Source organism: Shewanella sp. MF08487 (assembly GCF_050848685.1).
In the GTDB taxonomy this organism is placed as follows: Bacteria; Pseudomonadota; Gammaproteobacteria; order Enterobacterales; family Shewanellaceae; genus Shewanella; species Shewanella glacialipiscicola.
Genome location: NZ_JBOZPB010000034.1, coordinates 16,409 through 31,554, shown reverse-complemented (window position 1 = coordinate 31,554; position 15,146 = coordinate 16,409). Strand labels below are relative to the sequence as shown.

Genomic DNA, 15,146 nt, shown 5'->3' with positions numbered 1-15,146 from the left:
TATATTATTGGCTATTACAGCCAAGTCAGGCCACATCATTATAATGCAGGATTAAGCCCAAATGAATCAGAGCGAAGATTTTGGGAAGATTCTAAAACCGTGGCCAAATTTAGTTGACCACTTCACAAAGCTATGATCACTGTTGTGTTGGAGCAACTACTGAATCGCTCAGTCTTTGTAATTCAGCACGACTCGCATCTTGAGTTTGTCGCCGGTGACACTCGATTAGAAGTCGGGGTTAACGGTAATTACTTCAACGAAAAATTTTGGAACGATGAATACCCTGCGGCTGAGCTACGTTTAGCGTTAATGTTTAGCTCGGATTCGGTGAAATGTACGCCGGAATGGAATGCAATGGTGAATTTCAAAGCTAAGCACATTCGTGATTCTATTCGTGTATCACTCGCCACTGGTGTCGTAACGTGCGCAAGTTGTGCTGATTTCTGGGGTGGGGCAAGTCTGCTAAAATTGAAATTTTTAATCACTAACTTAGTAAATAGCCTGCATCACATCACGTCTTCAGTCTAAATTATTTAATCTCTTACTTTCATTTAGCGCTCTGATTCTCTATTACTCCAAGTAAAGAAGTGCTTTTGCTTGTGGGTAATGGTCATCCAAGGACGATATTCAGTCCCCTTGTTCTGTGAAAGTCTGGTATAAATCTGCATTACATTCTGTAAGTATTGGATTTTTACCGTGGCAGTTTTAGAGTTGTAATGACCAACCGCCTCCCACACCGACTGACCTACGTTCAATTCTGACATACGGCGCAGCAATACGTCAGCGGCAGCAGCAACGCCTGTACACGTATCCTGGGCCACTTGACGCCAATCAGGGTAGCGCGACTTAAACCATGTCTCCGTATACTGAATCGTGTTGATTTGACCAACGCCCAGATCAAACGAACCATTCTTATTCTGAACAATCGCCCCACGTCTGCCGCCCTCAGCAACCAGTACCGCGAGTAATAAGTCTGGGTCGATAGGCCGAGCAGCTTTAGCAATACAAAACTCAAGTTCCTGCTGGGGTACTCGATAGCCATTACTTAAGTAAGTGTCGTTCAAATCTGCAATAGTTGACATGTTGTTTGTGTTTAAAAAAGTGTGTAATATCGGCGAGTATAACACGAGATATTTATTAGAGAAGCATTCGAATGGCATTCAGCGGCGCAACGATTTTGGAATCATTGGTTAAGAATATTAAAGCCAACAAATTCAGTTTTTTAGATTCGCTTAATAACAAGCTAAAAAACAAATCGCTCGCGGATAACTCTCGCAAACGGAGAGGTCTTGATCCGGTAATAGTCTCCGTGGTGTCGGTATCTGCCCTTGCGTATTTTATGTATTCCGGCGGTGTCGATAGATTTATCTTGTGGTACAAACTGGCGAGTAATGCAGACAACGCGTTGTTAACTGATCCTGTCAATGTTTCTATTCGCTCACTCGACACATTGGCTGCAGCCAATCCTGTGGCCAAGTCGAATTTGACTGTGCAATTCGATGGGGTGACCACTTACCTTGCCGACGATACAAAATTTAAAATCAGCCTCGTGTTTACTGATTACCCTGACTGCGCTGTCGTTATTGACGGGTATATGGCTGAGACCACTGGCGGAATTAAAGAGGACAGCAAGGCTCACGTAAGCTGCTTATTCTACGAAAGAGAGTCAATTTTTGGCACTATTCCACTCACGAGCATTACCACTATACAGAAGCCAGGCCAAGACAATGAAGTGAACTCCGAACAACGTAATCAGCGTAAGTATCTCGTAGATGCAGAGCCCCTTCCCATGGCCAAAATGATAGGTTGGAACCAACTGACATCCTCCGAGAAAATCAAATTTGGCAGAGAGTAGTTAAGGAGTACCTATGCTGTCAGTTTTGCATATCAATGACCTTTACATCGTTTTAGAAAATCTAACGTCCAACCGAATCCCTGCGACCTATATCTCAGAATTTTTGCCGGAAGCGAAAATACCAGCAATTGTGTACCTAATTGACCGAGGACGACTGGTGAAATTATGTCGTGAAAGAGGTCAGATTGTGGGATTTGAAGCCTGTTCAGTCAGCCAGTTTTCATGGATGCACACCATGATCGCCGCGACAACCACAAATCAAGTGGCTTGTTTATAAAGAAATATTCCAAAAATTTGCCAGAAAAAAAGTGTGTGGCTTAATACTCATAACAGTAAAAACAAAGCGATTACGTTATGAAAGCGAGTCAGTACATACAGTTAGCTATAGCCAACAATCGGCAAGTGACCGTTCCTGAGATAAACATCGAAAAAATGCATATTCAGTATGTTATCGATGAATCGGGTTTTGACCTTCCCAGAGACCAGTTAGAAGCCTACATGCTCAGTGTTTACGCTGCGACAGGCTTGTCATGGAGCCCAGGTGAAAATCTGCTGTATTTGGCGCTGAATGACGAAGGTCAGATTGAAACCAAACTGACCTATATCGGCGGTCTGGATTTAGCGCTGCAATCGGGTGAAATTCAAGCATATCAGGCATGGGCCATTCGAGAAGGGGACTCTATTCGAGTTTTTAACGACAGAATGCCACTGGTCAGCTTGGTTGGCTTATCACCTAAACGTGGCGAATTGCGTGGCGGTATTGCTTCAGCGCTATTGCCATCAGGCGAATACGTGTCCTTTGAGATTGACCAAATTGAACTGGAATCTGTAGCTGAGAACGGCTCAGAGGTTTGGCAATCAATCTACGTCGATGAAATGGTAAAGAAGCAAGCGCTTTGGCGCCTATTAAACCATGTCGCGATCACTGCATTTGACGGCTTTTATAACACCCTTACGGCGCATTGTGAGGCGTTAAGGCCAATCCGCAAAATTGAAGCACCGACCAAGAAAACAAAGTTTATGGCTGCTGGCGTGGTAGAAACATCAGCATGTCGTTTCGATGCACTATTTGACTAAACCAGAGGTTTTTATGAGTACCAGATACACCTCGGCAGATGCCGCACACTACGTTCAACATCTCTGTGTCGAATTTAATACTGCATACCCTAATAACAATTTTCCGTACTCGGAGCTAAACATTTTATTTGCTCAGTTGCAGCGCCTGTTAATGCTCAATCCATCCCAAATTGGCTGGGTAAATATTCATAGCGTTTTTGATGTCATGACTGAGTTGACACAAGCACAAATCAGCCTCAATCCGAACCGCAAGCAGGCATCTATTCTGTTAGGGGCTTACTACGATAGTGGTTGGTTAGGGGTGCAACTGTGCTGGACATACCGTGGTTACCGTGACGCGGCGGCAAAGGCGGGGATCATCCGTTCTGCACGACCTGTGATTGTGTATGAAGCCGATGATTTTCAGTGGATTGACTCTTTTACTCCACCTCGCCACCAATATGACCCATTTAGCAAGAATCGTGGAAATATCCGCGGTGCCTATTGTGTAGCAGAGCTCGCTGGTGGCGGTGTGTGCGTAACACATTTCACCTTTGATGATCTCATGACGACCTTTGAACATCGTCAGGTGGCCACAAGAGCTTGGAATGAATTTTTTGTAGGGATGATCTTAGCTAAAACAGTGAGACTTTCCGAAAAAGCATGGTCAGAAGCGGCTTAAGAGGCGAAAAATGGAATTACAAGTAAAGCCGACAACCCGTTTAAAAACACCCTTCACGATTGCGTCTAACGTGACATCGACTTTCACCGTTGAGGCGTATGTTGAACATGACTCGATAACCATTGCCACTAATTCGGTGAATCAAGGCGTGAAAGCGCTGGAAGTGATCTCGCGTGACGACAACTCCGTGTGGGAGGTCATTCAAAATCGATTCGCGGTGTGGACTCAGCATTATATCCAGTTAGGGGCTTACTTCTTACAAGAAGGGACGTTGCCGCTGCCAGCGACCAAAGCGAGTGAGCAATTAGAGATCCTGAAGTCAGTGCCGGAAATCTGTGCCGGTGATTGGATTGTAGAGAGCGGAACTAGCCAGATTTTTACGCTGGTTAAAGAGCAGGGCAAGGTGAGTGTATTAACCACGCATCACTGTGAGAGCTTCCATGTTTGCACAAAATTGATTGCGTGGTTTGTGGGCCAAGAGCAATTCACGTCTGCGATGTTTGAGGAATCAAATAGTGGTTATCTCATTTTGGACGTGGCAGAGGACGGGGAGCCGTTAATGCCCGAGTTAACCCCAAGTCTGAATGCTCGTAAAGCAGCTGCAGGGCGTTCACTCGCTGCACTACGTCATTTGCCCTCGGTTGATATTCGGGTGCCGGTGATGGCTCCTTTGCCAAATATCGAAGTGCTGGCCAAGATGCCGACAGCCTATGAAGTGCTGAGCAAAGTTAGCGCCTTACAGCGCAGAGTCGTGGCGATAGGGACTGTGGTGAAATCGAACCAGACAAAAGAGATTATGGGGAACACATTACAGGGGTTGGCGGGTTTAAGAGCCTCTGGTTTGTACGATGTGGAGCTTATTCTAAAAGGTAAAAAATTGCTTCGTTGGAAGTATCTGTCAGAGTGATTGGACATCAAGAGAGGTCAACGTGAACGCAAAGCAAGTCAAAGTGTATATGGGACAGCATCAGCCATTTGCGAGCCAATTCCCGCTAACGCTAGGCAGTGGAAAGATTGTCAGTGAGTTTAAGATGGAGTGTAAGTGTGGTGAAGAATTTAAAGACGAATTAGTCAGGGGCAGTATTAATCTCGTAGAGAGTGACATTCTCTATCGTGGAATCGGTATCTGCGATTCATGCCACAAAATCGTGTGCCTAAGCGGCACGGCTACCATGAAGGGGGATGATTTTGAGCTTGAGCCGGACCCATTTGTTGTTCAATCATTGTTTAACCAATAAGGCGCCTAGTATGACCAGGCTGAGTTCACTCGCATTACTTATGCTTTCCTTGTCCATTACTAACGGTTTGGCTGCGGCCGACCTGAAGTATCACCGTGAAGATTACCCGCATTGGAGCGATCTGGATGGCAATGGTCTCAATACGCGCCACGACTTACTCGCAACCCAATCCACGGTTAAACCAAGTTTTAGCCGTGATGGTAAAATCGTGACTCGTGGAAGATGGGTGTCACCTTGGACGGGGCAAATCTATCTCGATGCCTTTGCGCTCGATGTGGATCACACTGTACCGCTTGGCTATGCCCATGCCCGAGGCGCTAAATATTGGGATCGCTATCAGCGTGAGATGTTCGCAAACGATGTGAGAAATTTGCAGGTAGTCGAAAAGGGTTTGAATAAAGAAAAAGGGGCGGCGGGGATCACAGAGTGGTTACCGCCCACCAATCAGTGTCAGTATATCTTGCGATTTCACCGGATCATGAAAACGTATCATCTAAAATATTTCACTAAAGAAGAACCACGGGCGCTGGCGCTGGTAGCTCAGTGTCAAAGGGGGTAAACGTGGTCAAACTTGTTGGAGAGTAATACTTTTCACCAAGTTAAGTTTGATACTGAGTATTAAAGGATCATACTGAAAGGCAGCGCTCACATCGCTGTACTGCCTTTTCTAAATCGTTTATGCCCCGAAATGAGTTTCGCAGTTCAAAAGGTAAATAATCCTAAAAAAATTTAGCTATAGAAAAGCTAATGTGATTTGTGTCTATGCATTATAATCATTATTTCTCTTTATGGACTATCTATGAATCAAGGTGCTCTTACTGACGAATGTTACTTATCTCTAACAGTTGAAGAAAGAGGATCACTAGATAGAATCAGGGCACATTACCAGAAAAGCGACGTATTTGAGTTTGGTATAGATGAGACATTAAATTTTATAGACCGTTCTTATGAAGCAATGGGAAAAAGGTTTCGTGATAGGATAAACCGTGAAACTAAAGCTTTTGGCCGCCATGATGGAGAGTTGGACGGTGTATTTCTAGTAATAGGTGATGCACTAAGAACGTTTCATGGATCACAGTTCTTTTCAGATACACCGCAACAAACTGCTGAAATTCATAAGCAGCACCAATGTCAAGTAAGAAAAGCACAGCAGTTATCTGACAATGCTTTTTCTGATATTTTAGCTGTTGTTAACGAGCTTAAGCCTACCTCATGGTCAAAATTTGATGAAGAGGAACTAAAGTCTGCTATAGAAAAACTATTCGAAGTGAAGAATCTTATCGATAAACAGATTGACAGGATAAATTTCGCAAAAAGGAGCGATAGTAAGGCAGAACAATTTATTGTCACTGTGTGTTATAGCCTCGTCTGGCACGCAAATATAAAGCCAACGAAACCACTGACAGATTGCCGCCAGAAAACACCTTTACTTAGATTTTTGGAAGTATTTTATCCAATCGAAGCAGCATCAATTCTGTCAAAGATATATGACAAAGAGCGTCAGACACCTGAAGGACTGAAAATAGGTGCATCTTTCATAAAACCAGTATAGGGGGGATTTACCTGAACAAATCAAAGGGCTTTCCCCTCCCATACACTTTGACACCTTTCATTTAGAATTATCTCAACATTTAAAAAATGAGGTACATAAAATGAATGACTGGACTGACTTACTTTTAGCTATAGCCTCTGTAATTCGGGCTATAGCTATATTAGTTACAAAACTAAAAAACAAAAATATTAAGCTACGTCGCAAACGAACTAGATAAAGGGATCTGGACTAATTAGGATGGCGAATAAAACTAAGATATATTTCTCATCTGAGTCACCCGAATTAGAACAAATGATCTAGCGCATTTCTATGTCCAACACTTCGCTAGCTTTCGTAGCTAGCTGGGTTCTGCCCCGAAATGAGTTAACGTTGTTTCTCAATCGCAATATATTAATTTCGGTTTACCATAGATTTTCTAATTTCACATGTTCTGCACTAATCAGTCTAGAACGGTGGCCAATATTACTTAGCCACAATATTCGCCTCCCTTAGCTGGTTGGAGGCAAATAGCAAGACGCGAACCCATTGAGTTTCCTATTAATCTGGTAGTGGATATTGTCTACCAGATAACTGTTGCAGAGCATCAATTTTAAATTTTTGAGAATCAGCTATTTTGGGGGACTTTAATACATCAAAAGCTAACTCCATTCTTATTGAATTAGGGTCATTTAGAATATCATCAAAAATCTCTCGATCCACACAGCGACGGTATTCATATCTTTCATGAAACTCCATAAACCATTCTTTCGAAACATCTTGGTTATAAACATTTTCAATTTTGAAAAATTCAATATTGCTATCAATTGGTTGCCCTAGTTTATTTACAGTGACATTTAAACCTTCCTTAACATACCCATTGTCAAACGAAAAATTAAAGTTAAAAAGGGAATCATTACCAACTCCACCCGAATATGGATGAACTTTGTTTAACATTATTTTTGATTGCTTGTATGTCTGATTGCAACGGTGTCCCGAAGGAATTAAATTAGAAAGAGTTAAAGCAAAAAAAGGAAATTTTGATTTAGGATGGAAATGGTCAAGGTCAGGTCTTGATCTAGCCGCCGCAACTGTTATTGTCTCAGTATTTTCTTGATTACAGTAAGGACAGAAGTTTATATGCAAGGCATCAGTCATTTCATTACCAAAGTTTTTAGCCATCTGATTATAATTAAATAAATTTGAAAAAACATTTACCCAGTTAGGGAAAAGAGCTTTTTCCCCATCAGATAGAGTGTTATTTCCTGACATCATACTTAGTACTTTTTTAAGGATTACCCTTAGCTTTGAAGGTTTGTTTTCCAATCTTAAATTATTAATTACTCCCTGTATTAGTACCGACCCCCTATTTTCTACGAGTAACAATAATTGATTAACAACCCTTTCCCTTTCCTCTCTTATCCATACCTTATTTTCAGGAAGCCTTAAATCTATGCCGACAATATCTTCACTTAGAATAACACCTTCTAAATAATACTCAAGGCAATACCTTTCAGCTAAAATTGGCACCGAATCATAAACATCAATAATTTTATCTAACAACTCATCTGGACCTAAAAAAATAATATTAGATAGGGCTGCATTACAAAATAGCCTACGCATATTTTCTTCAAAGGGAGGAGTAACATCATCTAATAAGTCGTTAAAAGCAGGGTATAAGGCTTCAGTCAAGATGCTTTGAGTGTAACGTGCAATAAAGTCAACGCTATAATTCAAATCAACTTTTATCATAAGCCCCCCAAAAGCATATTTTGAATGTTTTTGTTCTTAATTTTACTTACCAATTCTTTATCATTCTCAGTAAGTTCTCCTGTATTTCTATTATCAATAATTGAAGAAATAACCTTTTTGGAATGTTCACCAAAGGTTGAATTCAAATGCATACCATCAAGGTAAAGATCAGTAATATGAGTTCCAAAACCAAATGACTCAACAACTTCAGTATGACCGTCTTTATTTATATCTAATGAAACAATATCCTCTGGTAGGAAATCTCCTATAATGATTGGAGAATGAGAACTTAATATTAATTGAATCCGGCCTTGTGGAAATTCACTTTTTAAAAAATTAAGTAACTCAGAAAAGAAAGTCCTTTGCCAATCGGGATGTAAGTACAAGTCCGCCTCATCCATTACGATCAGATGGTTTTCATTACCTTTTATTTTTTCATCGTTAATATAATTATATAGCTCAGAAAACACATTTAACTTTGCGAACTCACCAGTACTTAAACCAGACCAACCATAAAAGAAATTACTTGATACATTTGAAGGTAAACATGAAATAAGGTAGGTCAAATCAATTATAAACTCTGTGTTAAAAGAAGATATTTCATCTTCTTTATCTATTTGATAGTGACGACGGTTACGTATCAACACATTAGCTATATTTGTATATACCTCAACAATTTTATTGTATCTATTAGCAAGCATAAACGAGTCAACCTGGCTAAATACAACGTCATTTCTTCTATAAAAATCTGAACCTTTTTGTTGAATCAAATCACTAAGGGAGTCAACGTTAAAATCACTCTTAATGAATAAGATTAAAATAGAAAGAAAAAATGAATCCCTATTATGTTTTTCAATACAGCTTGACTGGGATATATTTCTAAAAATTGAAAGTATATTATTTTTAAATAACGTATAAAACGTTAAATCCGGATAACCTAACTCTAAAAACTGTGCTTCAGGATTAATAAACTTTTTTATTGCAACCATATCTTCAGCATGTTCTGAAACTAGTTGTTTATTGTTTAATAACGAATTAATGTATGCATTTGAAGATGGTTTGAATTTAAATTTGAATTTAATTTTTGTTCTCTCAAAACCATCAAACCACCGACTTTCACTAAAAAAACTCATTAATCGATTTGTTCTTTTTATAAGGGTAATTTTACTGCCACTAGTGTATTGTGAAAGTGAAAGGTCATTTATAAAACCGCCTGTTCTTTTACGTGATTCGAAAGAACTTTCTTCTACTCCCGTTAAATTATTTGACTTAACAAGCCGAATTTTATTTCGATTTATAAATAAACGATAATCAGGCTCTATGACACATTCAGTAGAGCTATTTATGCATTCTTCACTTAAGGAAAAGTTAATGGGACAAATATGATACTTACCACTTATTGAATCAAAGAAAACAATCAAACCACTCGAATCTGTAGTTTCATAGGATGATTCAATAAAATTTAAAATTGTACTTTTGCCAACACCATTCTTTCCAATAATTGCACTGCAAGACAGTCCATTATAATAATCCACTCTATTTGCTTTTTCTTTTAATGTAAGAGTCCTATTTGAATAGTTTCCTACATGATCACCATTGATAGAAATATCAATATTATTAAGTATTTTATGTTCCGCTATAAATATATAAGCTAACTTCATTGACTTTAACTTTTGACTCATATGGTACTCAAACAATAAAAATTCGGAATGCTTTAATATAAGAGGTTCTCTCTTATCTAAATATTTAATTTAATCATCTTCTTATTGCACCTTCAACCTTTTAAGGTTTAAGCGTGCAGGGACTGATCTTGTCTTTTGCCATTTCGCTCACTGTCGATAGTGATATTAGCATATATGGGGAACTTCAACAGAGAACTAGATCAAAAGTTCTAACTCGCGATGTGCCCCTTTGCGCCCTAGAAAATAAAGTGTGAACATTAAATCCCCCTGTATATTATTGCCCCAATAACTAACGGGTATACAGGAGGACACTTGTGTTCTTGTTCGTTTATTTTTTCTTTAAAAATAGATAGTTATGCTTTGTGGGTCGGTGTAATGTAAAATGTCACAATAGTCTCTAACGTGGTGTAGTGAAATAGTTAATTTGGCCACAAACTAAATAATTAAAACCACTGTGGGTTATGAAGTGGCATAGTGAATTTGGCCACCTAATAAGAAATGTTATGATCTCATTCATAGCGAATTTAGGTGACAAAATGAATAAAAGTAAACGTGCTCGATATAGCGCAGCGATTAAACTCGAAACTGCCCAATTAGTCATTGACCAAGGCTATACACAAGAAGCGGCTGCCAAAGCCATGAACGTGGGTAAATCAACGGTCAGTAAGTGGGTAACGCAACTTCAGGTTGAACGCAAAGGGCTTGCTCCTAAAGCCTCACCCATGACGCCTGAGCAGATTGAGATTAGGGCACTTAAACGAGAAATTGAGCGGATTAACCTCGAGAAAGAAATCCTAAAAATACCCAAGGGGCACGCCGAGGCTACCGCTCTCTTGATGTCGGACTCGCTGAACAATTCTCGATAATCGAGAAGCTCAATGAGAGCAGTAAATATCCTATTTCAGTGTTATGCCATGCATTTAGTGTGAACCGCAGTAGTTACCGTTATTGGGTGAGTCATGAGCATATTGTGACGTCAGAGCAGCGACGTTTAGAATGTGAAATCAAAGCGATACATACGCAAAGCAACCAGTCCGCTGGTGCGAGAAACATTGCCACTATCGCTTCTGAACGGGGTTTTGCACTAAGTCGTTATCGAGCAACTAGGCTAATGAAAAAGCTAGGATTAGTCAGTTGCCAACAACCGAAACATCACTACAAGAAGGCTGGGAAGGAGCATGTCGCTATCCCCAATATACTTGAACGACAATTTGCAGTGGTTGAACCAAACACCGTCTGGTGTGGCGATGTCACTTACATTTGGGCGGGTAATCGCTGGTGCTATTTAGCGGTTGTACTGGACTTATTTTCCAGAAAAGCGGTGGGTTGGGCAATGTCATTTTCACCAGATACTGAGTTAACGGTGAAAGCACTGGAAATGGCATTTGAATCACGGAGTAAGCCTAAAAACCTGATATTTCACTCAGACCAAGGCAGTCATTACACTAGCCTTAAATACCGTCAACGGCTGTGGAAATATCAAATAACCCAGAGCATGAGTCGCCGAGGTAACTGCTGGGATAATGCGCCAATGGAGCGATTTTTCAGGAGTTTAAAAACGGAATGGGTGCCAACGCAAGGCTATAAGAGTTTTGTTGAAGCTAAACAAGATGTGACTGATTATATTATTGGCTATTATAGCCAAGTCAGGCCACATCATTATAATGCAGGATTAAGCCCAAATGAATCAGAGCGAAGATTTTGGGAAGATTCTAAAACCGTGGCCAAATTTAGTTGACCACTACACCTTAAAAGGTCTAAAAAAGTAGAGTGGGAACATGTAGTACCAGCTGAAAACTTTGGCCGTGCATTTAGTGAGTGGCGTAATGGTCATCAAGAGTGTATTAGCAGCAAAGGCAAAGCATTTAAGGGTAGAAAATGTGCTGAGAAGATGAATATAGAGTATCGGTATATGCAGGCCGATATGCATAATCTTTTCCCTGCAATCGGTGCAGTTAATGCGCTACGTAGTAACTACAACTTTACTATGCTGCCAAAATCTGTGAAGTCAGATTTTGGCAGTTGCGACATGCGTATCGATGATAGAAAGGCCCAGCCACCTGAAGGTGCAAGAGGAACAATTGCGCGCACTTATATGTACATGGAACAGTCTTATTCGAAATACAAAATGAGTAAGCAGCAGAGACAGTTAATGACGGCCTGGGACAAACAATATCCTGTCTCTAAATGGGAATGTAAACGTGCTAAGCGTATCGAGAAGCTTCAGGGTAATCCGAATGAAGTCGTCAATTCTAGATGTCTTTCAGTAAACTAAAAGACAAATCCAAGATGATATTTATATCAATAAACGCTCTGCATTAATTTGGGTCTAGCTATGCTAAAAGAAATGGATTTTTTACCTGCGAATACGTTAGGGAGATTATTAGGATACAAGGGCATTAAGCTTGACCGCACAACGTTAATCGTCCACATGAGAAGCGTACAGGCTGCACTTGATTTAACTCAGTGCAGTGAGTTCGCTCAGTTGAATGAAAGGTGGTACGGCAGTCAATTGACATTGACGTTAAACAACGCCTCACAATCAATCCACTTCCTAAAAAAACAGAATGCAAAAGACTTTGCTCACGTTCTAAATAAACAAATAGCCATTTCATTTGCTGACTATCTTTCAAGTTTGGTTGCCACATGGGAGAGTGCTGTTGTCACTCAATACCCAAGACAAGCATACCTTCGTGAGCTTCAACAGATTTGCTCGACAATCAGTAAAGGATATAAAAGCGACCCAGCTACCTGGAACCAATTTTTAAGTGATGATTTAATCAAGCAGATTAAAGCGATTATTCAATTTCATCCGGTTTCGTATGCTGCACTTCAGCATCACCACGAATCAATACACCTAGTAAAGCGCAAAGTATTTTTCGATTGCGTTGAGGCGAACCCTTTAACTGACGAACAACGTTTAGGTGTACTTCGCTCTGATGACTTTAACATGGTACTGGCGGCTGCTGGGACCGGTAAGACATCAGTGATGGTTGCCAAAGCACTGGATTTAATTGATAGAGGGTTAGCAAAACCTGAAGAAATTTTGATATTGGCATACAACAAAGCTGCCGCGAACGAATTAAAAACGCGTTTAGAAAGAAGTTCGAACAAAACGGGTATCACCTTAGATAAAACACCACACATTTCCACGTTCCACTCACTCGGTCGACAGGTGTTGCGCGATGCTCGTATATCAACTTACATGAGTATTTTTGTCGAAGACCCTCTTAAATTGAAGCAATGGGTAACAGAGTGGCTGCTGAATTATTTATCTGAGGATATAAGCCGTCTCGTCGATTTTATCAGTTTAACCCCAGAGCCTGTTGACCCCTTTACTATCAAGACACAGGCGGAGTACGAAGCGTATGTTCGTGATAATGAACTTCGCACGCTAAATGACGAATTGGTGAAAGGTTACCAGGAATTGGTGATTGCAAACTTCATGCATTTGAATGGGATACCCTATACCTATGAAGCTAGGTATGTCAGTAAGCGCAGAATTGAAGTTGGTTTTGACTACACGCCAGATTTTCATCTCGACGGTACCGACATTTATATTGAACATTTTGGTATTGATAGAGAAGGTGGCACAAGGCCAGATATTGATGCGATTAAGTACAACGAAGAAATGAAAAGTAAACGAGCGCTACATATTGAATGCGGGACTACACTTGTTGAGACATTCCATTATGAATGGGTTGAGGAAACGCTCACGTCTGGCTTAGAAAGGAAACTTAAACATTTAGGCATCAAATTTAATCCAATCAACAGTGAGCAGTTGCTTGAGCAGCTTCAAAGCACCGGTAAGATAGCTAACTGGTGTGACTTATTGTTAAAAGCGTTAGCATCAATCAGAGTTGAGCGGCTTGATTACGATGGTATGCTGGCCCGCTTTCAACATGCCAAAATATCGCAACCTCAGAAGTACACTGTATTACTGAATGCTCTACATGAAGCCTATGTTCAAGAGCTTAAAGAGCAAAACACGATTGATTTCGATGACATGATTATTCGAAGTATCGATGCAATAGGACAGGGTTTATTCACACCAAAATGGACTTATGTACTTGTCGATGAATTTCAAGATATCTCGACTGCACGTATGGATTTAGTCAAAGCCATTATTGGACGAGGACCAACACCATCTTTAACCGTGGTCGGTGATGACTGGCAATCTATTTATCGATTCTCTGGTGGCAAACTTGAACTCACCACTCGATTTGATGAACTTGTTGGCAACTACACAGAAACAAAGCTGCAGAAAACGTTTAGGTACAACAATAGTATCGCAGACACTGCAGGCCAGTTCATAATGGAAAACCCTGAACAGTATAAAAAGCATATTGAAACACACACTAAGGTCGACAGTTCACAAGTGTATCTACTTGATGACAAAGTCGGCGTTAAAGATGGTTTATATCAAAGAGTCGTAGAAGTCGTTTCAAAGATTAAAAGTGTAGATAACAATGCCAGTATTGCGGTTATAGGACGTTATAACTATCTTTTAAACGAATCTAGAGCTGCTTTAGCCCAAAATCAATTAGTTCAAAATATATCACTTTGGAGTTTTCATAAGTCAAAAGGTCTGGAAGCTGATTACTGTATTTTAATTGGTTTTTCACAAGGAAAATTAGGTTTCCCAAATGAAAATATTGACCAGGCAGTAATAGAAGCTTTATTACCGGCATTAGATGCATATCCACATTCTGAAGAAAGGCGATTACTCTATGTTGGACTCACGCGAGCCAAGAAGAAGTCTTATATCATCGGTAACCCAACTTCTCCATCAGCATTCATAACAGAATTATTAGCACCCAAATATGACGTGAATATTCATTCGAAAACATTCCAGGAGCGTTATAGTAAAATATTCAAATGCCCTAATTGCGAAACTGGTTATTTGAAGCTGTTAAATGGAAAGTTTGGAAGCTTCTATGCATGCAGTACAGGCAAGGGATGCAGGGTAGGTAAGGCGCGTGTTTGTAACGAGTGTGGAGCACCTTCTGTCGATAATCGTGAGTCTAGTGATTGTAATAACAAGGATTGTGGTCATTCAATGAAGATTTGTGAAAAATGTGGACGACCGATGAAGCTTAGAAATGGTAAATATGGTGATTTTTGGGGCTGTTCTGGTTATGGGATACAAGATGACCAATGTAGAAATATAAGGAAGATGTAATTTCTGATCAAACTTTATTATCAAAAATGAAATTTACCCTCTGATAATTGATCAAAATATTGCGTTATTACCGTTCATTACAACCTTAATTTTTTATCAAACTATATTATTATCATACAGCTAAACCTCTTGAAGTTATATATTTTTAGGATTCTTTTGGAGAGCACTTGT

The 15,146-nt window shown here is 40.1% G+C and carries 13 protein-coding genes and 2 pseudogenes; 12 read left to right on the top strand and 3 right to left on the bottom strand.

Annotated elements, in window-relative coordinates; translation table 11 throughout:
* Positions 1-144 precede the first annotated feature (144 nt).
* Positions 145-528 (top strand): hypothetical protein, encoded by a 384-nt coding sequence (locus tag ACRN9H_RS18275; RefSeq protein ID WP_432315603.1) that lies wholly within the window; start codon positions 145-147, stop codon positions 526-528.
* A gap of 23 nt (positions 529-551) precedes the next feature.
* On the opposite strand, the gene ACRN9H_RS18270 is transcribed toward ACRN9H_RS18275, so the two are convergent.
* A complete protein-coding gene (locus ACRN9H_RS18270) occupies positions 552-1,082 on the bottom strand; it encodes a lytic transglycosylase domain-containing protein (protein WP_086903608.1) in 531 nt (176 codons plus the stop codon).
* A 71-nt stretch (positions 1,083-1,153) separates the two neighbouring features.
* Here ACRN9H_RS18270 and ACRN9H_RS18265 point away from each other — a divergent pair, with 71 nt between their 5' ends.
* The 8 genes from ACRN9H_RS18265 to ACRN9H_RS18230 all read left to right on the top strand — a co-directional run bounded on the left by ACRN9H_RS18265 (position 1,154) and on the right by ACRN9H_RS18230 (position 6,383).
* Positions 1,154-1,855 carry a hypothetical protein gene (locus tag ACRN9H_RS18265; RefSeq protein WP_088212907.1) on the top strand — a complete coding sequence of 234 codons (702 nt, stop codon included), beginning with the start codon at positions 1,154-1,156 and terminating at the stop codon, positions 1,853-1,855.
* A gap of 13 nt (positions 1,856-1,868) precedes the next feature.
* Positions 1,869-2,132, top strand: coding sequence for a hypothetical protein (locus ACRN9H_RS18260; RefSeq protein WP_259563902.1), 264 nt, complete (start codon positions 1,869-1,871; stop codon positions 2,130-2,132).
* Positions 2,133-2,209: 77 nt separating this feature from the next.
* Positions 2,210-2,932 carry a recombinase RecT gene (locus ACRN9H_RS18255; protein ID WP_011711518.1) on the top strand — a complete coding sequence of 241 codons (723 nt, stop codon included), beginning with the start codon at positions 2,210-2,212 and terminating at the stop codon, positions 2,930-2,932.
* 13 nt (positions 2,933-2,945) lie between these two features.
* Complete coding sequence (locus ACRN9H_RS18250) at positions 2,946-3,593, top strand: recombinase RecT (RefSeq protein WP_011711517.1); 648 nt, start codon at positions 2,946-2,948, stop codon at positions 3,591-3,593.
* Between the two features lie 10 nt (positions 3,594-3,603).
* Positions 3,604-4,500, top strand: coding sequence for a hypothetical protein (locus tag ACRN9H_RS18245; protein ID WP_011711516.1), 897 nt, complete (start codon positions 3,604-3,606; stop codon positions 4,498-4,500).
* Between the two features lie 22 nt (positions 4,501-4,522).
* Positions 4,523-4,831, top strand: coding sequence for a hypothetical protein (locus ACRN9H_RS18240; RefSeq protein WP_041413302.1), 309 nt, complete (start codon positions 4,523-4,525; stop codon positions 4,829-4,831).
* Between the two features lie 10 nt (positions 4,832-4,841).
* Complete coding sequence (locus tag ACRN9H_RS18235; RefSeq protein ID WP_041413300.1) at positions 4,842-5,390, top strand: GmrSD restriction endonuclease domain-containing protein; 549 nt, start codon at positions 4,842-4,844, stop codon at positions 5,388-5,390.
* A gap of 240 nt (positions 5,391-5,630) precedes the next feature.
* Positions 5,631-6,383, top strand: a complete 753-nt coding sequence (locus ACRN9H_RS18230; protein ID WP_432315599.1) for a hypothetical protein — start codon at positions 5,631-5,633, stop codon at positions 6,381-6,383.
* A 537-nt stretch (positions 6,384-6,920) separates the two neighbouring features.
* Here ACRN9H_RS18230 and ACRN9H_RS18225 read toward each other — a convergent pair.
* Together ACRN9H_RS18225 and ACRN9H_RS18220 are read right to left on the bottom strand one after the other, a co-directional pair.
* Positions 6,921-8,111, bottom strand: coding sequence for a hypothetical protein (locus ACRN9H_RS18225; protein ID WP_432315597.1), 1,191 nt, complete (start codon positions 8,109-8,111; stop codon positions 6,921-6,923).
* The gene (locus tag ACRN9H_RS18220) at positions 8,108-9,793 is read right to left on the bottom strand and encodes an AAA family ATPase (RefSeq protein WP_432315593.1); all 1,686 of its coding nucleotides are present in this window, start codon (positions 9,791-9,793) and stop codon (positions 8,108-8,110) included. Before ACRN9H_RS18220 ends, ACRN9H_RS18225 begins: the two co-directional genes overlap by 4 nt.
* 536 nt (positions 9,794-10,329) lie before the next feature.
* Between ACRN9H_RS18220 and ACRN9H_RS18215 the strand changes: the two are divergent.
* The 3 genes and pseudogenes from ACRN9H_RS18215 (at position 10,330) to ACRN9H_RS18205 (ending at position 14,975) form a co-directional block, all read left to right on the top strand.
* Positions 10,330-11,531 (top strand): annotated as a pseudogene (locus tag ACRN9H_RS18215) (IS3 family transposase).
* A gap of 6 nt (positions 11,532-11,537) precedes the next feature.
* A pseudogene (locus ACRN9H_RS18210) lies at positions 11,538-12,068 on the top strand (endonuclease); the annotation flags it as partial.
* Positions 12,069-12,128: 60 nt separating this feature from the next.
* Positions 12,129-14,975: a UvrD-helicase domain-containing protein gene (locus ACRN9H_RS18205; RefSeq protein WP_432315591.1), complete on the top strand. Its 2,847-nt coding sequence runs from the start codon at positions 12,129-12,131 to the stop codon at positions 14,973-14,975.
* The last annotated feature ends 171 nt before the right edge of the window (positions 14,976-15,146 follow it).